This window comes from Rhizobium sp. RU36D (assembly GCF_900176345.1).
Taxonomy (GTDB): Bacteria; Pseudomonadota; Alphaproteobacteria; order Rhizobiales; family Rhizobiaceae; genus Allorhizobium.
On record NZ_FWXU01000015.1, the window covers coordinates 44,902 to 65,589 of the forward strand.

The 20,688-nt window shown below is 61.5% G+C and carries 13 protein-coding genes; 9 read left to right on the top strand and 4 right to left on the bottom strand.

The genetic code is table 11. From position 1 onward, the window contains the following. Nucleotide 1: 1 nt before the first annotated feature. From B9A97_RS17835 to kduI, 3 genes are all read left to right on the top strand, one after another. Nucleotides 2–739 (top strand): DUF624 domain-containing protein, encoded by a 738-nt coding sequence (locus B9A97_RS17835; RefSeq protein WP_084366717.1) that lies wholly within the window; start codon nucleotides 2–4, stop codon nucleotides 737–739. Nucleotides 740–757: 18 nt separating this feature from the next. Next, entirely contained in the window at nucleotides 758–2,014 is a 1,257-nt protein-coding gene (locus tag B9A97_RS17840; RefSeq protein ID WP_084366718.1) for an ABC transporter substrate-binding protein, read from the top strand. Between the two features lie 71 nt (nucleotides 2,015–2,085). Next, nucleotides 2,086–2,910, top strand: a complete 825-nt coding sequence (gene kduI / locus B9A97_RS17845) for a 5-dehydro-4-deoxy-D-glucuronate isomerase (RefSeq protein WP_084366799.1) — start codon at nucleotides 2,086–2,088, stop codon at nucleotides 2,908–2,910. On the opposite strand, the gene B9A97_RS17850 is transcribed toward kduI, so the two are convergent. Both B9A97_RS17850 and B9A97_RS17855 read right to left on the bottom strand, forming a co-directional pair. Then, a complete protein-coding gene (locus B9A97_RS17850) occupies nucleotides 2,907–3,965 on the bottom strand; it encodes a LacI family DNA-binding transcriptional regulator (RefSeq protein WP_084366719.1) in 1,059 nt (352 codons plus the stop codon). The two genes, kduI and B9A97_RS17850, sit on opposite strands and share 4 nt — an antisense overlap. Nucleotides 3,966–3,986: 21 nt before the next feature. Beyond that, the gene (locus B9A97_RS17855; RefSeq protein ID WP_084366720.1) at nucleotides 3,987–5,870 is read right to left on the bottom strand and encodes a DUF2264 domain-containing protein; all 1,884 of its coding nucleotides are present in this window, start codon (nucleotides 5,868–5,870) and stop codon (nucleotides 3,987–3,989) included. Between the two features lie 194 nt (nucleotides 5,871–6,064). On the opposite strand from B9A97_RS17855, the gene treY reads away from it, so the two are divergent. Both treY and treZ read left to right on the top strand, forming a co-directional pair. Continuing rightward, on the top strand, nucleotides 6,065–8,563 hold the full coding sequence (gene treY / locus B9A97_RS17860; protein ID WP_244564273.1) for a malto-oligosyltrehalose synthase: 2,499 nt from the start codon (nucleotides 6,065–6,067) through the stop codon (nucleotides 8,561–8,563). Continuing rightward, on the top strand, nucleotides 8,560–10,350 hold the full coding sequence (gene treZ / locus B9A97_RS17865) for a malto-oligosyltrehalose trehalohydrolase (protein WP_084366722.1): 1,791 nt from the start codon (nucleotides 8,560–8,562) through the stop codon (nucleotides 10,348–10,350). Before treY ends, treZ begins: the two co-directional genes overlap by 4 nt. Here the strand turns inward: treZ and pbpC are convergent. Then, complete coding sequence (gene pbpC / locus B9A97_RS17870; protein WP_244564280.1) at nucleotides 10,343–12,370, bottom strand: penicillin-binding protein 1C; 2,028 nt, start codon at nucleotides 12,368–12,370, stop codon at nucleotides 10,343–10,345. The two genes, treZ and pbpC, sit on opposite strands and share 8 nt — an antisense overlap. A gap of 56 nt (nucleotides 12,371–12,426) precedes the next feature. Then, the gene (locus B9A97_RS17875) at nucleotides 12,427–17,877 is read right to left on the bottom strand and encodes an alpha-2-macroglobulin family protein (RefSeq protein WP_084366724.1); all 5,451 of its coding nucleotides are present in this window, start codon (nucleotides 17,875–17,877) and stop codon (nucleotides 12,427–12,429) included. Between the two features lie 526 nt (nucleotides 17,878–18,403). Between B9A97_RS17875 and B9A97_RS17880 the strand changes: the two genes are divergently transcribed. From B9A97_RS17880 to B9A97_RS17895, 4 genes are read left to right on the top strand one after another with little or no spacing between them, the layout of a single operon-like run. Next, a complete protein-coding gene (locus tag B9A97_RS17880; protein ID WP_084366725.1) occupies nucleotides 18,404–19,105 on the top strand; it encodes an alpha/beta fold hydrolase in 702 nt (233 codons plus the stop codon). 9 nt (nucleotides 19,106–19,114) lie between these two features. Continuing rightward, nucleotides 19,115–19,492, top strand: a complete 378-nt coding sequence (locus B9A97_RS17885) for an extradiol ring-cleavage dioxygenase (RefSeq protein ID WP_244564274.1) — start codon at nucleotides 19,115–19,117, stop codon at nucleotides 19,490–19,492. Next, the gene (locus tag B9A97_RS17890) at nucleotides 19,485–20,336 is read left to right on the top strand and encodes a class III extradiol dioxygenase family protein (RefSeq protein ID WP_084366726.1); all 852 of its coding nucleotides are present in this window, start codon (nucleotides 19,485–19,487) and stop codon (nucleotides 20,334–20,336) included. Before B9A97_RS17885 ends, B9A97_RS17890 begins: the two co-directional genes overlap by 8 nt. Further along, nucleotides 20,336–20,650 carry a YciI family protein gene (locus tag B9A97_RS17895; RefSeq protein ID WP_084366727.1) on the top strand — a complete coding sequence of 105 codons (315 nt, stop codon included), beginning with the start codon at nucleotides 20,336–20,338 and terminating at the stop codon, nucleotides 20,648–20,650. The genes B9A97_RS17890 and B9A97_RS17895 overlap by 1 nt, the downstream gene beginning before the upstream one ends. Nucleotides 20,651–20,688: the final 38 nt, after the last annotated feature.

The window sequence follows — 20,688 nt, forward strand, 5'->3', positions numbered from 1 at the left end:
CATGAAATGGCTGAGGGACAGATTTGAGCGGGAAGGGCCGGGCATTCCCAAGGATGCTCCCAAGAAGCGCGGCCTTGCGCTTTTTGGACAGATCATCGGTCGCGAGGCCTGGGACCTGTTCGCGTTGAACCTGATGATCGTGGTCTTGTCCTTGCCGATCATCACCATTCCCGCCGTCCATGCCGCGGCAACGCGCATCTGTGTGTCGATGGTGCGCGACGAAAACCGCTATCTCTATCGCGATTTCCGGGATGCGCTGCGCGATACCTGGGTGACAGCAACATTGGGTGGGATGGGCTTTGCGGTCGGGCTTGTCATCAGCGGCTATGCCATCTTCATCTACGGACAGTTGGCGCTCGTGAATTATGTCTATGCCGCCCCTTTAGCGCTTGCCGTTGCCACCTTCGTGTTCGTCTCGATGATTGCAGCGCATTTCATGGTGCTCCTGGCCGTCAGGCCGATGACCCTGCTTCAACTGCTGCGACTGGCGTTAATCGCGACACTGGCGCGGCCTTTGCCGGCCCTCAGCGCCTTCGTCTTCGTGGCGGCCTTGTGGCTGGCCCATGTCGTCTTTTACCCCGTCTCGGTTTTCATGCCGGCGGTGTTCAATTTTTCCCTTGGGACATTGGCGATCACCTTCGCCGTGCTCAAGGCCACGGATTTCGTGCTCTCGCTACCCGGCTCGACGCCGCAGGGGCGCACGAAAGAATTCGCAGACGCGCATATGCGCAGAAGATAATCGGAGAGGAGATCTGAAATGCGAAATCTGCTTAAACTGACGCTTATTCTTGCTGCCAGCGTGGCCCCGGCCGCGGCATTCGCCCAGGACAAGGTGACGCTCAACTGGGCGCTCTGGGACTGGGACAAGGTGGCCTTCTACAAGCCCCTGATCGAGGCCTATGAAAAGGCCAATCCCAACGTCAAGATCGAGCATACGGACCTCGGCTCTGCCGACTATAACACCATGCTGATGACGCAGTTGACCGGTGGAGCGACCGACCTCGACATCGTCACGGTCAAGGACGTTCCGGGCTATGCGCAGCTGGTCAGCACTAAGGCCCTGATCAATGTTGCCGAAGCCGGCGCCAAGCCCGCGGATACGAAGGGCTATGGCGGCCTGATCGAAGCACTCACAGTCGATGGCGGCCTCTATGCGCTGCCGTTCCGTACGGACTTCTGGGTCGTCTACTACAACAAGGACCTGTTCGATAAGGCCGGCGTCGCCTATCCAACCAATGACTGGACCTGGGCCCAGTTTGACGAGACGGCGCGCAAGTTGACCAGCGGCTTTGGCGCGCAGAAGGTCTACGGTGCGCACCTGCATACCTGGCGCTCCACCGTCCAGCTGCCCGCCGTTCTCGACGGCAAGCAGACGCTTGTTGATGGCAAGTATGAGTTCCTGAAGCCCTGGTATGAGCGTGCAATCGCCCTGCAGAAGGAAGGCGTCATCCAGCCCTATGGGTCGCTGAAGTCTACCAATACCCATTATTCCGGTCCGTTCTTCAACCAACAGATCGCCATGCTGCCGATGGGCACCTGGTTCGTCGGCACGCAGATCGCCAAGGTCAAGTCCGGCGAGTCGCTGGCCAAGAACTGGGGCATCGTCACCTATCCGCATCCGGAAGGCGTTGCAGCGGGAACCACGGCTGCGCAGCTCACCAGCCTCGGCGTGAACAAGAACTCGCCGGACCAGAAGGCCGCGCTCGACTTTATCAAGTGGGTCAGCGGTCCTGAAGGTGCGGCTATCGTTGCCTCCACCGGCACCATCCCCGCTCTGCGTGACGAGAAGGTCGTTGACACGATCTCGTCGACGGCTGGCTTCCCGGCCGACGAAAACAGCAAGGCAGCGCTGAAGACGGTCAAGTCCTATCTTGAGCTGCCGGTGGACCTCAATGCCGCCAAGATAGAGCTGGTGCTGAACCGCGCCCATGATGCGCTGATGACCGAGAACATCTCGATCGATGATGGCATCAAGGAAATGAACCAGGGCGTTCAGGACATCATCAAGAAGTAACAGCACTGAAGTAGCAGATGGAGGCGGCGCCTGTGCGTCGCTTCCATCCGCGCAACACCAAGGACATCCTCATGCTTTCCGTCGAGACACGCCATGCCATCCATCCCGAACATGCTTTCAGCATGGGCACGGACGAACTGCGCCATCATTTTCTTGCTTCGGGCATGTTTGCGGACGGCGAGATCCGCCTGATCTACACCCATTACGATCGGTTCGTCATGGGTGGTGCCGTCCCGAACGGCGAGGCGCTGGTCCTCGACGTGGTGGCAGAGACCAAGACGGCCAACTTCCTCGAGCGAAGGGAAATGGGCGTCGTCAATATCGGCGAGACAGGCACGGTGCAGGCGGCCGGCCAGACCTATACGCTCGAACGCGGCGACGTGCTTTATCTGGGCATGGGCTCCGGTCCGGTGACCTTTGCCGGCAAGGGCCGGTTCTACATCGTGTCATCGCCCGCCCATCGCGCTTGTCCGTCGCGACTGATCACGCTCAGCGAAAGCAAGCAGATCAAGACCGGTGCGGTCGAGACCTCCAACAAACGCACGATCAACCAGTTCATCCATCCGCTCGTCATGGAAAGCTGCCAGCTGGTGCTGGGCTACACAACGCTGGAAGACGGCTCGGTCTGGAACACCATGCCGGCCCATGTGCATGATCGTCGCATGGAGGCCTATCTCTATTTCAACCTGCCTGCCAATGGCCGCGTGCTGCATCTGATGGGCGAGCCCCAGGAGACGCGCCACCTGTTTATCGGCAATGAAGAGGGGGCGATTTCGCCGCCGTGGTCGATCCATTCCGGCGCCGGAACCTGCAGCTACAGCTTCATCTGGGCCATGGCCGGCGACAATGTCGACTATACCGACATGGACTTCGTACAGCCCGAGGACCTGCGCTAAGTGACCGACGGTTTCGCCGGGCCGGTGGACCCTCTGACAACGAGTGGTCCGGCGAATTCCGTATAGGTCACCAAGGTCTCCGGAAACTTCATGCGCTCCAGCAGTCGGCGCAGGCCCGCAGCCCCGATTTCCGGACGGGGTACGCGCACGGTGGTCAGCGGCGGCGTCGCCATCGCGGCCATCGGGATGTCGTCAAACCCTGTGATGGAGATATCGCCGGGTATGCTGAGCCCCGCTTCGGTGATGGCCGTCATGGCGCCGAAGGCGCTCGCATCGTTGCAGCACTGTATGGCCGTGAAGTCGGGCTTCCCGCCGTTTGCCTCCAGCCGCTGGCCTATGGCGGCATAAGCGCTGTCGGCCCGCATGGCCGGGGGATCGATGACCAGAGACGGATCGAGGGACAGGCCCGCGGCGCGAAGGGCCTCTTCTGAGCCCGCCAATCTGTCGCGGACGGGCTGGCGCTTGTTGTGGGTCAATGCCAGGATCCTGCGATGCCCGAGATCCAGGAGGTGCCGCGTGATGGCAAAGCCGCCCGACCGGTTGCCTGCCGACACCGCGTCCAAACGCATCAGCGGATCAATGCCATTGATGATGACCGCAGGCTGACCATCGCGCGCCAGGCGCTCGATCAGATCCTCGTCATGGAAGGATAAAAGGATGTATCCGTGGCGCGCGCCGTCATCCCTGGCGGCAGGGATGGGCGTGGGCTGGCCGTGCCCCATCATGCCATAGGACAGGACAATCCCCAAGTCGCGGCATTCCCGCTCGATACCGGAAAACAGTTCGAGCTGGAAATCCGGTGAACTGGCGGCGCCGACGTCGATGGTGGTCAGCACCGTGACGGCGAGGGAAGAGCTGGAGGTGCCGACATAGTTCAGCCGATCGGCCGCAGCCTGGACCTTGACCCGGACGGCATCGGACAGGCCCGGCGATCCGCTTAGTGCGCGGGAAGCCGTGCTGATCGAAACTCCTGCGCTCTCGGCGATCTCGCGCAGGGTCACCTTGCCGCGGCTCAAGCCCGTTTCCGTCATTTCCCGCGTCACGTCTTCCGCCATCGATGCCTCTTGCCGAAATCCTCAGCGCGTGAGCTTAACCCCATGCTCGCTGCAAAGCGCCAACAATGTTTCCGGCAACTCGAGAGGCGTAACCGTTGCTGCCGGATCCGGGACGCCAAAAACAGCGGTCGCCAGCCAGTTCGTGCCCGCAGGCACCAATGTGGCCAGCCGTGGGAAGAAGGTGCGCGGGAAGCGCAGGTTCGTGTTTGGTGCGGCACGGATGATGCTGGCCTCTCGCTCGCCCGTGAGATCAAGGATGCCCGAGACGGCGGAGAGCGTGCGGACGAAACCGCGGCCGGCGGAGACATCAAACCAGTCCTGGGGCGACTGATGCCCATCCCCCGTGCGATCCACGGAGAAGCCGCCTTCCGCAACATGCAGATCCATCGACGTGGTGATCCTGTGTAGCCGGACATGCCAGCCATCGCTGGCGAAATCCAGCCAGCTATCGATAACCAGCCCGTCATCCGGCTGCCATCGACCCCAGGCCATATAGCGGTCGATCCCCGCCTCGGTGATGCGGTTGCGGGACATCCAGGCGATGCCATCGCGGGAAACCATGATGCCGCAATCGACAGCGCTGCGTTCCGGCCTGTCGGGCGCCGTGGCGTCGCTGGAGACGGAGAAGGCGAAGGCCGAGGAATAGGCGAAGCGGCCATATTTGGCGTCGTAGCAGCGATGTTCACGGCCATCCTGCCCGCCGGTCAGCACGACAGCATCGCCCTTGGCTCGACGGGTGATGAAGCCGCCGGCCTTCGCCAGGACGCGACCTCCCGGCAGGGCGTCGCCCGGTTCTTCCTCCGATGTCCAGAACGGGTGATCGTCCGGCAGGGCCAGGACCATGAACGTCTTCAATGCCCAATAGGGCGAGCCGGGGCCATTATAGGCCTCCGACATCAGGAGGTTGGGATAGCTGTAGCCGATCGATAGAATCCCGTCGCGATCGGCGATCGGCTGGGTGCCCCACCAGCGCAAGTGCCGCAGCACCAGCCCTTTGATGCGGCCCCAGGGAAGGACTTCCTCGTCAGCATAGGCGCAGCCTGCCCAGAACGCAGCCTGCACGAAGCGATAGGTCATGGAGCGGCCGAAGGGGATGGCCGCCCCGTCATCGGCAAACCAGTGCTGGAAATCCCTGGCGAAAGCCCTGGCCCGCTCGCGATACCGCGCCGCATGATTCGGGAACACGTCGCCGGCGATCTTGGCCACCATCAGCCCGTAAAAATGCATCGCCATCGGCGTGTAGTAATCGAGTTGATACCATTTCCCATCGCGATAGTAGCCATCCGCGATATGAAACTTGTCCACGCGATCGAGCGCTGCGCGAACAGCGGTTTCAGACCATTCGCGGCCGACATTGCGCAGTGCCAGATTGGTCAGGACGCGAAAGAAGAGCCAGTTGCTGTCGGCGGTCGGGAAGTCGTTGATGGTCAGCATCCAACGGACGATCTGGTCTTTCGCGGTGTCCGCCAGCGGGTCCCAGAACTTGCCCGGCGCGAGGATGAGGGCGAGCGAGATACCGGCCATCTCCACCATGCGCTGATCGAAGGGACCGACATCACCCCAATATTCGGGATGATCGGGGTTCATTCCATTGGAGAGCCCGTCGATGTAGCGCGGCAGATCATCGAAATCGAAGCCACCGGCAACCAGGGGTGCGATGCCCCACAAAGGTCTCACAAAGGCTTCCATCTCGGCCGCGGCGCTACCGTAGTGGACCCCGCCTATGCCGAGCCGAAGCCGGGCGCTTCCCTCCGAGAACCAGGGACGCAGCGGCTCGTAGAGATCCAGCACGGCCTGCTTCAGGTCCTCGCGGGAGGCCAGCGGATTTTGGTGCAGGGGGTTGCAGTCAAGGAACTGGCGAACGGCAGGCTCCTGAGCCCAGGCGGAGGCGGGGTGTCGGGTCATGGATTCCTCCCAATTGTCGTTGCAAATTTTCTTAAATCACAATTTTTGCGTTGAAAAGAAAATTCCTTGGCTAGATGCCTTCGCGTCTCGCGGGAACAAACAGCGGCGAAAACCGTTCGCCGCTAGTTCTCTCTGGGGTTTGCGCGTTCATGACCATTCCATCCTCCACCTACCGACTGCAGCTTAGAAACGGCATGACTTTTGAGCGTGCCCGCAAGCTCGTGCCCTATTGGCAAGACCTAGGCATCAGCCATCTCTACCTCTCGCCGATCTTCACGGCCGTCTCGGGTTCCACCCATGGATATGACGTGACCGACGCCAATGAGATCGATCCGGCTATTGGCGGGCGCGGTGATTTCGAGATGCTGGTCTCCGCCTTGCAGGCGGCCGGCATGGGCGTCATCCTCGATATCGTGCCAAACCATATGGCAGCGTCCCTGGAGAACCGCTGGTGGCGCAATGTCCTGGAGCTTGGATCATCGAGCCCCCATGCCGGTGTCTTCGACATCGATTGGAGCCGGCGGCTCACTTTGCCGCAGCTTGGGGCCTCGTTCGATGAGGTCTTGGAGGCAGGGGATCTGCGTCTCGTCTTTGACGAGGTCCATGGCAATCTGTCGCTCGGCTATTTCGACAATCTGTTTCCGCTGAGACCGGAGAGCCGCGACCAAGTTCTTCGACGGGTGGATGACTTGCGTCCGAACACCTTGGCAGCCCTTTCTGAAAATCGCGAGTTTCTGCGTGAATTGCATGACGAGCAGCATTGGCGGCTGATGAACTGGCGCGATGGGGCGACAGATCTGAGCTATCGACGCTTCTTTGAGGTGACCGGATTGGTCGGCGTGCGGGTGGAAGATGCGGCAGTCTTCTCTGCTACGCATGCCTTGATCCTGGAGCTGGTGGGCAAGGGCATGGTCGATGGTTTGCGCATTGACCATATCGATGGCTTGTCTGATCCCGGAGCCTACCTGCAGCAACTGCGGCAGGCCGTCGGCCCGGATATCTATCTTGTGGTCGAGAAGATTCTCGGGCCAGGCGAAGTGCTGCCCGAGAGCTGGCCGGTATCCGGTACGACAGGCTACGAATTCATCGCGGCCATGCCCCATCTGTTTGTGCATGCCGACGGTCTGGATAGGCTGGGTCAGCACTACCGAATTTTGGCCGGCGACAACGGCGATTTCGAAACCGTGCTCGCGGCATCCAAGAAACTGATGGCGGAGCGCAATTTCGCCGGCGAGGTTTCGCGGCTGGGCAGACTGGCGGCGGCTTGTTTCGAGGGTACATCCGATAGCGATTTCGCTGAGGTCATCCGGCAGTTGCTGGGCGGCTTTTCGGTCTATCGGACCTACGGCACTGAAGGCGGCCTCGATCCGCAGGACGAAGCCGTGCTGGCGGACGCGCTGCAAAAACTGCCTGGCGATCTTCGAGACGATCCTGCACTCGACAAGATCGTGCGGCTGCTGACGGGCCAGGTGGAAGGCCCTGATGCTTGCGAGTTCCGCTTTCGCTTCCAGCAGTTGAGCGGTCCGATCATGGCCAAATCGATGGAGGATACGGCCTTCTATCGATACAACCGGCTGATCGCTCTCAACGAGGTGGGTGGCGAGCCAAATGCACCAGTCGAAGGCGTGGCGCATTTTCATGAACTGATGCAGGAGCGTCTGGCCACGCAACCGCACGGTCTCTCCGCCTCATCAACCCATGACACCAAGCGCGGCGAAGATGCCCGGGCAAGGCTCTATGCCATCAGCGAGGGGGCGGATGTCTGGGCCGAGGGTGTGGAACGCTGGCGGGGGATGAACGGTGCCCATCTATCGCCGATGGCGGAAAGCTCAGCGCCTGGGCCTGATGTGGAATGGCTGTTGTATCAATCTTTGGCGGGGGTCTGGGCAGTCGATGTCCAGGAGCCGGATCTTGGCGCTCTCTCGGAAAGGCTCGAGGCCTATGTGGAAAAGGCCATGCGCGAGGCCAAAATCCATACGGACTGGAACAGTCCCGATGCTGAATACGAGCAGGCGGTCGCGCGCTATGCCCGGCACCTGCTATCGGCCGAAAACGCGGATTTCCGGGATGATTTTCAGAAGACACTTTTGCCCTTCGTCGCGGCGGGCAATCTCAACAGCCTCGCCCAGACGCTGATCAAGCTATTGGCGCCCGGCATTCCGGATATCTATCAGGGGGCCGAGATCCTTGATCAGAGTCTGGTCGATCCGGACAACAGGCGCGTGCCAGACTTTACCGCTCTGTCAGCGACTCCGACTTGGCCCGGTTCTTCTTACGGACAGGACATCGCCGCTGCGAAACGGGCGCTGATCCGCTCGGTTCTCCGCTTGCGACAGGCCGAGCCGCAGCTTTTTGCGCAAGGTCGCTATCTGCCGCTCGAGGTGACAGGCGCGCGCCGGGATCATGTCGTGGCATTTGCGCGGGAGCATGAGGGCAGGTTCGCAATCGCTGTTGCACCGCGGTTGATGCTCAACAGGATCGATCCCGACAGCTTGTGTGCGTCAGTGGGGTTTTGGGAGGACACCAGCCTGGTTCTTCCCGCTGGTCTTAGCGGGGAGATGAGCAGTCTGATGGATGAGATACGGATCCCCGGGGCAGACCGGATACCGATCGAAACGCTCCTGGGCCAACAGCCAATCTCGGTTCTCGTCCCCGCAGAGCAGAAGACCGGCGAACAAGGATTGAAGGCATGAACCGATTTTCCTTTGGTCCCGTGGTTTCAGAACGGGGCGTGCTTTTCCGGCTTTGGGCACCGAAGCAGCAGCGGGTGGATCTTGTGATTGACGATCGTCCGCCGGTGCGCATGGACCTCGCAGCGGATGGATGGCACATGCATGAGAGCCCGGAGGCCGGGATTGGCAGCCGCTATCGCTTCATCCTGGCTGATGGCATCGAGGTTCCCGATCCGGCATCACGCCATCAGCCTGCGGATGTGCATGGGCCAAGCGAAGTCGTCAGCGACCAGTTCGACTGGCGCTGCCAGGATTGGCGTGGCCGTCCGTGGAGCGAGACCATTATCTACCAGCTCCATGTTGGAGCCTTTAGCGATCTGGGCACCTTCCTCGGCGTCATTTCGCGTCTTGATCATTTGCGAGACCTCGGCGTGACTGCCATCCAGCTTATGCCGATTGCCGATTTTCCCGGCAGCCGCAATTGGGGTTATGACGGCGTCCTGCCCTATGCGCCTGAAAGCAGCTATGGTCGACCTGAGGATCTGAGAGCATTGATCGATGCAGCGCATCTGCGGGGCATGTCGGTGTTTCTTGACGTGGTCTACAACCACTTCGGCCCTGATGGAAATTACCTGCCGTCCTATTCGCCGATCTTTACCGACAACCACAAGACGCCCTGGGGCGCCGGCATCAATTTCGATGGCGAGCAGGCCCGCTTCGTCCGGGATTTCATCATCGAAAATGCGCTCTACTGGATCGACGAGTTCAGGGTGGACGGACTGAGGCTCGATGCCGTTCACGCGATCAAGGACGATAGCCGGGAGCATCTGCTGCAGGAACTGGCGCGACGGGTTCGCGCTGTAACGCGGGAGCGACCGGTGCATCTTGTTGTCGAGAATGAAGAAAACGACAGCAGCCTGCTATCGGGCGGCGTTGACCATGCCGACCGCCTCTATACGGCCCAGTGGAACGACGATGTTCATCACGTGCTGCACGTGGCCATGACAGGGGAAGATTTCGGCTATTACGCCGACTATGCCGACGACAGAGCAAAGATCGGGCGGGGTCTGGCCGAAGGATTTGTATTTCAGGGCGAGGAGATGGCCTATCGCGGATCGCCGCGGGGGCAACCGAGTGCCGAGCTTCCGCCAACAGCATTCATCTCGTTCATCCAGAACCATGACCAGATCGGCAACAGGGCTTTTGGCGATCGAATGGCAGATACCATCTCGGTGGCCGCGCTCCGGGCAGGTGCCGCCATTTATCTTCTTTCGCCGCAGATACCGATGATCTTCATGGGCGAGGAGTGGGCAAGCCGTCGGCCATTTCCCTTCTTCTGCGATTTTCCGCCAGAGCTGAATGAACTGGTGCGCAAGGGACGACGCGAGGAGCTGGCGCGACTGCCGGGTTTTGACGGTCACGCCGAAGACGTGCCTGATCCCACGGCTGAAACCAGCTTTCTGTCGGCGAAGCTCGATTGGGACGCCATGGGGCAGGGCGATCATGCCGAATTCCTGGCGCTTTATCGGCGGCTGATCGAGTTGCGCAAAGCGGAAATCGTGCCGCGGCTGCAGGGTATTGGTGGGCATTCCGGCAGCTACAGTCTTGATGGAGATGTCGTGCATGTGACCTGGCGGATGGGAGATGGGAGCCGGCTCATTCTGGTGGCCAATCTCGATGCAACAACACGGCCGTTTCACCCGCTGCCCGCAACACGACGGTTGTTCATCGAAGGCGAGATGACGGACCAGGAGATCGGCCCGTGGTCCGTGCTTTGGGCGATAGAGGAGCCCGTTAGCTCTATTTGAGGAACACGGCAACGCTGGCTGCCCTGCCGATCGCATCGATCACGGTCAGGGTGGCGTAGCCCGCGCCGTCCGGCATCCATTGGCTGGTTCGGTTGCGGGACACCGCCTCCAGGGGCCTGCCATTGGCGAGCCAGCGGAAAGGCGCGCGCCCCCCCTGCATCTTCAGAACCAGCGGAAGCGGCGTTCCATCCGCTGATGTCCCCAGTTCCACCCGCGCCCCTTCAGGGGGATAGACGATCTGCGGTGGCTTTTCGCGGGCCGATATTGCGGTCAAGCCATAGCCATCGACTGCGAAACGCTTGAGGCTCGGCGGAAGTTGAGATTGGGCGATACGGACCGCACCCGGAGGTGGCGCGGGGAACGGTACGGACGCAACTCCCGAGGCATTGAAGGCCGAAAACAGAAGCGGCGCGGCGTGGCTATACCCCGTCAGGCCGGGCACGGCGCCATTGTCGGCGCGGCCGATCCAGACACCGAGCACATAGCGTCCATCATATCCGACAGACCAGGCATCCCGATTGCCATAGCTCGTGCCGGTCTTATAGGCGATGGGACGGGCGGCAATGCCCGGTGGCGGGCGGATGGCGGAGAGGATATCGGCGACGTGCCAGGCGGCGACCGGCGACAGCAAGGGAGCGCCATCAATGACATCGGCTTGCTCGATGATACCGTCGCCCAGATGGACCGGCCGCCCGCGATTGGCGATGGCCGCGTAGATCTGGACGAGATCTTTCAGGGTGATGCCCACCCCGCCCAGCCCGATTGCAAGACCCGGAGCCTCACCCGTGGGCAGGATCGGTCGCACATCGGCCCGTCGGAAACGGGAAAGCAGCTTGATCGGGCCCACCGCCTCCAGCAATTGCACGGCCGGAACATTCAAGGAGAGTTGCAGCGCCTCGCGCACGCTAACATCGCCCTGATAGGTCAGGTCGAAGTTCTTGGGGCGGTAGCCTGAGAAATCGGCCGGTCGGTCCTCGATGACCGTTTCCTGGCTGACCAGGCCCTCTTCGAAGGCCAAGCCATAAATGAACGGCTTCAATGTCGAACCCGGTGATCGGTTGGCCCTGGTCATGTCGACAAAGCCCGCGCGAGACGTGTCGAAGAAGCCGGCAGAGCCAACTTCACCCAGAATTTCACCTGTTGAAGCGTCGGCCATGACCAAGGCAACGGAGACTTTTGGATCGAGTTTGGCGGCGGCTTCCGAGGCCGCGCTTTCCAGGCCCTGCTGCACGCTTTTGCGCAATGTCGTGCGATAGACGGTTTCCTGCGGCGCCTTGCGACGGGCAGCATCGGCCATATGGGCGGCAAGTGCGGGCAGGTTTTTCCTGGAACGCGGCACCGCGGCCATCATCGCGCGCGCGGTTTCGTCCTTCCCGACAATTTCAGCGGCGGCCATGCGATCCAGCACCCGCTTTCGTGCCTCGGTGGCGGCTTCTGGAAAGCGATCCGGACGACGGCGTTCCGGCAATTGAGGCAGTGCCACCAGCAGAGCGGCTTCATCTATGCCAAGACGCTTCGGTTCCTTGCCGAAATAGGCAAGGCTTGCGGCGCGGATACCTTCGATGTTTCCGCCATAGGGCGCGAGCGTCAGGTAGAGATCGAGGATCTCCGCCTTGCTCAGGCGGCGCTCGATCTGCAGCGCGCGCAGCATCTGCCTGGCCTTGGCCGTCAGAGAACGATCCTGGCGCGGCTCCATCAGTCGCGCGACCTGCATGGATAGGGTCGAGGCGCCTGAGACGATGCGCCCATTCGTTGCTAGCTGAAACGCCGCGCGGCCCAAGGCCAGGACATCAATGCCGCGATGATCGTGAAACCGCTTGTCTTCGTAAGCGACCAACATGCGAATGAACAAAGGGTCGACATCGCCGGCGGCGGTCTTCAAGCGCCATCGACCGTCCGGTGTCGCGAAGGCTCGCAACAATTGCCCGTCCGCATCGCGCATTTCCTGCGACACGGTTTGGCCGAGTACGAGCGGCGGGGGGTAGGCGCGATCAAGCTGATCCAGCGCGACCACCACCATTCCAATGATGGCGGTCACGCCGAGACTGAGCCAACCGACTTTCCGCAAGCCGCGCATTACTGTGCTGCCGTTACCTCCATGCGTCCCGTCGCCGTGCGGGCGGAGAACTGCGGTCTGTACATGTCCTCCACCACGGCTGCGGGGTGATCATAGGTGCCGGGGGTCACCGCACGCACCACGTAGGCCAGGGTGATCTCGCTGTTGTCGCCGGCCGAGCGGTCGAAGGCGGCGACGAAGCGATCGCTGCGGAACTCCAGATGGGCGGCCTGCATGTCGCCGAGCCATTCGAAGTTTGCCAGGCGGGCACTGTCGACCAGGCTTGGATTGTCGATTTCAAAGCCTGCGGGCAGGAGATCTGTGATCAGGATCCGCGACGCCCAGTCATTGCTCGGCGTGACCGAGAGAACGGCGACGTATCGCTCGTTTTGCTGGACTTGGCTGACATTCACCTCTTCGCCGTCGAGCGAATAATAGGTGCGCTCGATTTCGAAGCCATCCCCACCCGCGGCCAGCGGCTGGCTGGGTGCGGCAACCGTCGTCACGACCGCGGTCACAGGCTCACTGCTGCGATTGGTGACCGTGACGGGAGCGGCGAGCAGCGCATCGCCACCGATGCGAGCAGTGTAGCTGCCGGTGTGCACCGCGCCGTTGACGTCAAGCTTCAGGTTGTTGTCCGTCTGCTGCAGGGCACGCGCCGCCAGCAGCATCCAGGCCTGTTCCTGGGTGCTGGTATAGGTCTTTTTCTTCAACTCGGCATCAATGAGCTTGGTCAGCGCCGGGATGACAGGCGGGACCGGACGGCTTTCGGCGGCAAGTGCCAGGATCGCTGCGGAATCCCTTAAGTTGGAGCCATAGTCGGAGCGGCTGAGGCTGACATTCTGAACCAGTCCGGTCTCCGTCATGCCGAGTGCTTCGACATAGACTTTGCGCGCCCGTTCCGTATCCCCATAGAGCGACAAGGCAGCCGCGATATGGGCCTTGGCCAGCGGCGTCGGGAAGTCGTTGAGCAGGGTGTCGGCGTAGTAGCGCAGGTCGCTGATGGCGCTCTTGCGGTTACGCGCCAGGACATACAGGGCGTAGGCGATGGAATCGCCCTTTTCCTTGATGTTGGTGTCATAGCCGGTGACGTTTTGCAGGTTGTCGAGCGCCGACACCAAGGCTTCTTCCGGCACGTCGTATTTCAGTTCACGCGCCCGCGTCAGGAAGTCGGTGACATAGGAATCCAGCCACAGATCGCCTGAGCCTGGCGACCAAAGACCGAAGCTGCCGGAATAAGACTGGTAGGACAAGACGCGGTAGATGGAATCCTGGATGCGCTTGCGCAGCCCTTCATCCACGGCAATGCCGGTGCCTTCCGAAAGCTCGCTCATGTAGAGTAGCGGCAGGGCGCGGCTCGTTGTCTGCTCGGCGCAGCCGTAAGGATAGCGGTCGAGGCTCATCAGAAGTGCGGGGACGTCCGGCCCGTCGGCACGGGCCACGCGCAGGCTGACTTCGGCATCCTGGAGAATGCTATCTGCCAGCAGTTCGCCATCGACCGTGAGGCTGGCACCGGCGGCAATCGTCAGCGGCCGGCGGGTCGTGACCGGCAGCGACGCCGGCCGGACCGGGATATACGCGGTTTGGTCGAAGCTTTCTCCCGACGCGCTGGTGAGGGAGATTTCAATCGTGCCTGACCCAGGTTGCATGCCTGTCAGCGGCAGGGTGAAGGCGGTTTTTGCGCCAGCATCGAGGCTGAGGCTTGTCGGCAGATTGGTGCTGTCGATGGCCACGGCTTCGTTGGGCGTTACCTGCAGCGTATAGTCGCTTTTTGCGCCGTCCGTATTGGCGATCTCGAGAAGCAGTTGCGCATTGTCAGCCGGAGCAAGGAATTTCGGCATGCTTGCGGTCACCACGACAGGGTCGCCGATGATCACATCGGTGCTGGCATGACCGACGCCCTGCTTGCTCCAGGCGACGGCCATGACGCGGGCCGTGCCGTTGAACTGCGGGATGTCGAAGCTGACCACGGCCTTGCCGTCCTGGTCCAGCTTGACCGGTCCAGAGAAGAAGGCCACTAGCTTTTCCGTGGGCGGGCTGGATTGCAGCATCACGGCGCCACCATCGCCACCGGTGCGCAGACGACCCAGCGCACCGAGCGAGCCGTCGATCAGTCGCCCATAGATGTCGCGAATTTCCAGGCCGAGACGCCGCTGGCCGAAATACCAGCCGTCCGGATCCGGGGCCTCATAGCGGGTCAGGTTGAGGATCCCGACATCGACGGCGGCCACGGTGACATAGGCTTCTTCGCCCACGCCGGCGCCCTTGACCTCGATCGGTATTTCCAGTGGCTGGCGCGGCCGCATCTTTTCGGACGGAGTGAGTGTGACCGACAGCTTGCGATCCGCAGGATCGACCTTGGCCCATTTCACACCGATGGCACGCGAGGGCATGCGGCTCGCTTCCGTTCCGGCCGGCTTGAACAGCGTGGCCGTGACATAGGCGCCGGCGCCCCAGGCCGAGGTTACCGGGATATCCACTTCGCCGCCTTCCAGTGGGATGCTGGCGGTTTGTACGGAAATCAGGCTTTCCGTGCCGATCGTCACCAGAAGTTCGCCGGCGAAGCGGGGCGATACTTTTAGTTTGGCTGTCTCGCCGACCGCGTAAGCATCCTTGTCGAGTCCGATTTCCAAGCCATCCGGTGTTTCCGTCGATGTGGCGGCGACATACCAGCCGGCATCGAATTCCACCGACGTGGCGGGACCATCGGCGGCAGCACTTTCGACTTCCAGGCGATAGCGGCCCCAGCCCACGGGCGTGGAGATCTCGGCACCATCGGTGGTGAGGTCGAGCTTGCCGTCGGCAACCTGCTTGCTGGTCATCACGGTTTCGTAGCGCCATGACGAACCGTCGCGATACCACTGATAGTTTCGCTCCAGACTGTAAAGCTTCCAGATCAGCCCCTGCATGGCCTGCTTGTTGGCCTCGGGGTCAATGGCGATCACGTGGAAGCGTGCGACCGAATTTTCGGCGAGATCGCCGGAGAATTCCGGCTTGACGCCGATGCGTGGTCCATCGGGCAGTACCGGCAGCGTCAACTTGCGCTCGACAGCGCGGCCGCCGGCCTCGATCATGCGGACCGTAACATCGGCATTCAGCAAGCGCGTGGTGGCCGGAAGCTCATCCAGGGTGAACGAGAAACTGGCGGCTCCGTCCTCATCGAGAACCGGCATGTCGTCCAGCGAGAACTGGCTTTCCTCGACATCACCCTCATCGGCTAAGCCGAACTGATAGCGTGGGAAGGCTGGGTTTTCGCGCGTCGGCTTCAGGCTGACTTCGCTTTCCAGGCTCAGACCTGCGGCCGGCGCGCCATAGAGATAGCGCCCCTTGACCTCGATCACCGCCTCGGTATCCGGTTGCAGCGCCGTCTGCTCGCTGGTCATTTCAAACTCGGTGCGATCCGGCACGAAGTCGTCCACCAGGAACTGCTTCTCGCCGATCGCCGCGCGCTTCGGGTCGGTGAAGATGCGCATGGTCCATGTGCCGCGCATCGCATTCAACTGCAGCGGCAGGTCAACCGCATAACCTCCCAGCGCTTCGCCATTTGCCACCATGCGCCTGTCTTCGACGCCATCAGGCCGCAGGAAAACGAAGGTCAAAGGCAGGCGCTCGACGGCGGTCGAGGTGTTGTCACGGGCCAGGGCTGCCGCATGCACGGTTTCACCCGCGCGGTAGACCCCGCGTTCCGTCCAGGCAAAGACATCGACCGCGCCCGGCACGGCGCGGCCCGTGACACCGCGATCCGAGAGATCGAAACCGGCCCGAGTCATGTCCAGGAATACATAATCCCCTGCGCTGTTCTTTGCCGTCAGCACAGCAGGGGCAAGTCCCGACGAGCCGCGCACCAGTCCGGCGCTGAAGGTCGCCCGTCCGTCGGTGTCGGTTGTGGCAGTCCCCAATATTTCGTTGTTCTTCGCCAGCAGTTGCACTTCCACGCCGGCCAGCGGCCCGGCCTGTCCCAGGGAGCGGGCAAAGACGTTCAGGCCGTCAGTGCCGGCATAGGTCGAGAGGCCGATGTCCGAGACGACGAACCATTGGGTGGAGCGGGTATCCCAGCTATCGGCTTCCTTGTTGGGAAGCGCGGCGGTCAGCACATAGACCCCTGGCTTGCGCTGCGGCAGGGCCTCATCAACCGGGAAGCTCGTCGTGATATCCTTGTTCAACTCCGATGCGATCTCGATTGCGCCCTGCCACACAAGTTCGCCCGCGCTCGCCTCGATTTCATCCGCATCGTAGCCGGCCAATTGCGTGAGGAACTGCGACTTGGCCAGAAGCGGGGCCAGGCCACGGTCACCGATGCGATAAAGCTTCAGCTGGGCGCTTTCGATGTTTACCGAAACCAGCGGTATGGCGCGCCGCAGGCTGGAGGGCAGGACGAAGTTGTCGCCGGTGAAGCGCACACTGGCGGCCCTGTCCTTTACATATAGGTCGAGGTCGGCAGGCACTTCCAGGTTTTCATCGACTGACGATGGCAAGCCGGCGCGCAAGGACAGGCGGTAGCGCTGGCCGTGGCGCAGGCCCTCGACGCAGATCTGGCTGCCCCGTGCGTCGGTCGCCTGGGGCGGAGCACCATCCAGCATAACATAAGAGGAGTAGTCCACGCCGGACTTCACCAGCGGTTCGGAAAACTCGACGCAGGCACGCGGCGTGACGCCATCGGCGTCGATGGTATTGTTGACGACGCGGAAGCCACGACGTTCGCGCAGGTCCCGATAGGCGGCCTGTACGGTCCTCGACGAGACGAGCGCCAGGCTTTCTTTGTAGGCGGTCAGCGCAGGGCGATAGTTTTCGGCCCGCTCGAAAGCCAGTGCCAGTGCTGCCAGCGCGTCGGCGCGGCTCTCTCGGGTGCGCGAAAGCTCATAGGCGTTGACGGCGGAGGTCATGGCCTCGGTCGCATAGCTGCTGTTGTTGGTGACGCTCGCTGCGGTCCGGGACAGCTCGAGCCACGTCTCGACGTTGTCGGGATCGATGGCGAGCGATGCCTTGAAGCCTGCGATCGCATTGTCCACCTGGCCATTGGCGGCGGCGTTGCGGGCATCGGTGAGATAGCCGACCAACCCTTGCGACATCTGCTCTTCGGTGAGGGACAGGTTTTCCCTGGCCTCGCGGGAATCCTGCGCCAGCTGTTCAGAGATGAAGGGCAGCTTTGGCGGCGCGCCGATGTCGGGCTCCGCGCCTGTTGTGACGATACGGCCGGCCACGGCGCCGACGAAATTGTTGAGCTGATTGAAATCGCTCTTCAGGAAGCACCACTTGACCTTGGGATTGTAGGTGAAGGCCCGGCAGGCTTCATCGCCAATACAGCTTGCCTCGCACTGCTTCTGCGAGACGTTCTGTTCGGTCCTGAGGTCGAAACCAAAATAGTCGCTGTCCTGTGACAGGACCACCGTTCGGTCTGCCGCAGCAGCGGGATGCGCGACCAGCCCTGAGATCGTGAGAACAAGGGTGAAAAGTCCCAAAAGCGCCCGCATCGACGTCATCTCCCGCTATGTGAATTGGCTTGGCCTGCCCTGGTCCCCAGGCAGTTCCCCCGGCCGGTGTCTTCCTTAGCACGGCGCAGCGGCGCGAAGAAGGGGAGGTTTGCAAAGTGGGTGGCCATTGCTCGGATCGGTCGCCATGTCTTCCGGCGCCGATCCTGGACGGCAATTGACAGTGGCGAGCAAAATTTCTCTGGCACAAAAGCCAAAAATGTATACATTATGTACGAGGACGATGGCCTTCGATGTCATGACTGAGTTTGTGTCGAGGAGTTTTGTGTCTGTCGGCTTGCCATAAGGGCAGGGGAGTGGGAAGCGAAAGGTTGTGATTTTTATTGTTGCAAAACAATAATTAATCATAATCTGACGAGGAACGAAGCCTAGGGCTCTCTTGGTTTTTTGTGGCGGGCGGCCTTAGGAAGTTCGGCGAGTGCTGACGATAATGATGTCTGTTCGCCCTAGCGTTTGATAGGTTCGGCATACAAACTGTGCACGGAGGCGCGGTTGGGAGGAGAGGAAAATGGCTGATCAGACGCTGGTGCTGATACCAGGCCTGCTATGTGATGGGGCCGCGTGGCAGCCTGTCGTCGACAGGCTTGAGGCCGACATGGCGATCGTCATTGCCGATTGCTCCACCCAGGATTCGATAACCCAGATGGCGGTCGATACGCTTGATGCCGTTGAGGGATCCCTTGCTGTAGCAGGGCATTCCATGGGGGGGCGCGTGGCGCTGGAAATGGTGCGCCTGGCGCCCGATCGCATTTGCCGCATGGCATTGCTCGATACCGGCGTGCATCCGCGCAAGCCGGGCGAGGAGGTCAAGCGGCAGGAGCTTGTGGATCTGGCCTATCGTGAGGGCATGAGGGCGCTGGCGGCAAAATGGCTGCCGCCGATGGTGCATCCCGATCGACTGACGGATGAGACATTGATGGCGCCACTGACCGCCATGGTCGAGCGCATGACGCCGGAACTGCACGAAAGGCAGATCAAGGCCTTGCTCGACCGGCCCGCGGCTGAGCCGGTCTTGCAGAAGATTGCAGTGCCGACCGCGCTGATCGTCGGGCGGCAGGATGCCTGGAGCCCGCTGGCACAGCACGAAGCGATGCAGACCCATATTCGCCACGCATCCCTTGATGTGATCGAGGATGCCGGACATTTCGCACCTGTCGAAAGGCCGGAGCCGGTGGCTTGCGTGCTCAAGGCGTGGATGAGATCTCACTGAAGGATAGGCATGATGATCGACAAGGCTTTTGCTTCCCGCGCGGAAGGAGACCGCATTCCCGAGACGCCGCTCTATGACCGGGCGCGGGCCAGCTACGGCTATCAGTTGAACAAGATGGGCATGTCGCTTGGCCAGCCCGAAAACCGCGCGGCATTCAAGGCCGATGAGCCCGCCTATCTCGATCGCTTCGGCCTGACGGAAGAGCAGAAGGCAGCGGTTCTGGCCCGCGACTGGGAGGAAATGGTGCGCCTTGGCGGCAACCTGTTCTTCATCCTGAAGATCGCGGCCGTCGATCCGGTGCCGATCACGGCCATCGGCGCGGCGCAGGCCGGCATGGAACACAACGAATTTCTGGTGAAGCGCCTGGGGAAGAAAATCAATGGCTAAGCTTATCGGAGGGCTCGGAACCTCGCATGTCCCATCTATCGGTGTGGCGCTGGATCGCGGATTGCGTGATACCGCGGACTGGAAGCCGTTCTTTGACGGCTATATTCCGGCGCAGAAATGGATAGAGGCGGCGCGGCCCGATATCGCCGTCGTTGTTTTCAACGATCACGGCAACTCGTTCTTTCTCGATCGCGTTCCCACCCTCGCAGTGGGTGTTGCGGAAAGCTACAAGCCTGTCGATGAGGGCTGGGGCCCTCGCGCCATTCCGGATTTCGAGGGCGCAGCCGATTTCTCCTGGCATTTTGTCGATCAGCTTGTGGAAAACCATTTCGACCCGATGATCTGCCGTGAAATCGAGGTGGATCACGGCCTTCAGGTGCCAATGGAGCTGTTCTTCGGCAAGCCGGATCGCTGGCCGGTCAAGGTTGTGCCGATCTTCGTCAATACGATCCAGTATCCCATCCCGACACCCCAGCGCATGTGGGATCTCGGCAAGGCCTTGCGGAAGGCGGTCGAAAGCTGGCCGACTGATGAGCGCATCGTCATCATGGGCACCGGTGGCCTGTCGCACCAGTTGCAGGGTTCGCGCGCCGGCTTCATCAACCAGCCCGCCGACCGCGCCTGGATCGACGAGATTGGCAGCAATCCGGAAAAATACCGCAATATGACGCGGCAGGACTATGTCGAGACCTTCGGCAGCGAGGGTGCCGAACTCATCATGTGGCTGGTCATGCGTGGCGCCATGGATGCCGACGTCGAAACGGTCCACAAGCACTATTTCGCACCGGCGTCGCTGACGGGTGCCGGGATGGTGGTGCTGGAAAACCTGAAGGCGGCTGCCTGATGTATTTCCTGATGATCAACCGGCACAAATCAGGTGTCGCCGCGCTGCGTGACGAGTTGCGTCCGTCTCACAGGGCCTATGTGGCTGATGGAGGTGGCGGCACGGCACGGGTGCTGATCGGCAGCGCTCTGCTGGACCCTCAAAGCGAGCAGGGGTCTGGAAACTTCGGTATCCTGGAGGCCGACAGCCTTGAGCAGGCAAGAGCTTTTGCCGAAGGCGACCCTTTCAACAAAGGCGGTGTGGTGGAAACCATTGAGATCACCCGCCTGCCTGATAGCTTTCAGGCGCATCGGATCGAACCGATGACGAAGTGATGATTTCGATGGCCCCTGGGGCCATCTGGATACGTGTT

Excerpts from the sequence above, each read along its gene's own strand:
- B9A97_RS17835 (WP_084366717.1), top strand. The coding sequence starts at position 2 with ATGAAATGGCTGAGGGACAGATTTGAGCGGGAAGGGCCGGGCATTCCC.
- B9A97_RS17840 (WP_084366718.1), top strand. The coding sequence starts at position 758 with ATGCGAAATCTGCTTAAACTGACGCTTATTCTTGCTGCCAGCGTGGCC.
- kduI (WP_084366799.1), top strand. The coding sequence starts at position 2,086 with ATGCTTTCCGTCGAGACACGCCATGCCATCCATCCCGAACATGCTTTC.
- B9A97_RS17850 (WP_084366719.1), bottom strand. The coding sequence starts at position 3,965 with ATGGCGGAAGACGTGACGCGGGAAATGACGGAAACGGGCTTGAGCCGC.
- B9A97_RS17855 (WP_084366720.1), bottom strand. The coding sequence starts at position 5,870 with ATGACCCGACACCCCGCCTCCGCCTGGGCTCAGGAGCCTGCCGTTCGC.
- treY (WP_244564273.1), top strand. The coding sequence starts at position 6,065 with ATGACTTTTGAGCGTGCCCGCAAGCTCGTGCCCTATTGGCAAGACCTA.
- treZ (WP_084366722.1), top strand. The coding sequence starts at position 8,560 with ATGAACCGATTTTCCTTTGGTCCCGTGGTTTCAGAACGGGGCGTGCTT.
- pbpC (WP_244564280.1), bottom strand. The coding sequence starts at position 12,370 with ATGGTGGTGGTCGCGCTGGATCAGCTTGATCGCGCCTACCCCCCGCCG.
- B9A97_RS17875 (WP_084366724.1), bottom strand. The coding sequence starts at position 17,877 with ATGCGGGCGCTTTTGGGACTTTTCACCCTTGTTCTCACGATCTCAGGG.
- B9A97_RS17880 (WP_084366725.1), top strand. The coding sequence starts at position 18,404 with ATGGCTGATCAGACGCTGGTGCTGATACCAGGCCTGCTATGTGATGGG.
- B9A97_RS17885 (WP_244564274.1), top strand. The coding sequence starts at position 19,115 with ATGATGATCGACAAGGCTTTTGCTTCCCGCGCGGAAGGAGACCGCATT.
- B9A97_RS17890 (WP_084366726.1), top strand. The coding sequence starts at position 19,485 with ATGGCTAAGCTTATCGGAGGGCTCGGAACCTCGCATGTCCCATCTATC.
- B9A97_RS17895 (WP_084366727.1), top strand. The coding sequence starts at position 20,336 with ATGTATTTCCTGATGATCAACCGGCACAAATCAGGTGTCGCCGCGCTG.